Here is a 535-nt window from a genome sequence, read left to right on the forward strand (position 1 = left end):
TCTACGTTTGGAAGCACCGGATGCTGAGACCATCTACCACACCTACGTAATTGACGACGAACGTAGGTTAATGGGGGTAGTGTCATTACGAGTATTGATTTTAGCGTCGCCTAATCAGGCTATTGCAGACATGATGATGAGTACTGTGGTGTCCTGTCATGTCGATGACGATCAAGAAGTAGTGGCTAAAACCATTGCACGATATGACTTGATTGCCCTGCCAATCATCGATAATAGTGGTGCTTTGGTAGGCATTGTTACCCATGATGATGCAATGGACGTTGCAAGTGATGAAGCCACTGATGACTTTCATAAGTCAGGCGGCATCTCAACTATGGTAGGCAAGCTCAAAGATGTTAGCATTCGGGTGCTATATCGTAAGCGCGTGTTTTGGTTGGTGTTTTTAGTATTTGGGAACTTACTATCAGGATTAAGCATCTCAAATTTTGAAGAGGTCATTGCAGCCAATCTGGTATTGGTGTTTTTCTTGCCATTACTGGTAGATAGTGGTGGTAACGCCGGATCGCAGTCTGCG

The 535-nt window shown here is 44.7% G+C and carries 1 protein-coding gene; it reads left to right on the forward strand.

The window, feature by feature from the left end:
• A partial coding sequence (locus tag ACS8FD_RS24105) for a CBS domain-containing protein (RefSeq protein WP_439277703.1) occupies positions 1-535 on the forward strand: 535 nt, incomplete at both ends.

This window comes from Psychrobacter sp. 1U2 (assembly GCF_051847575.1).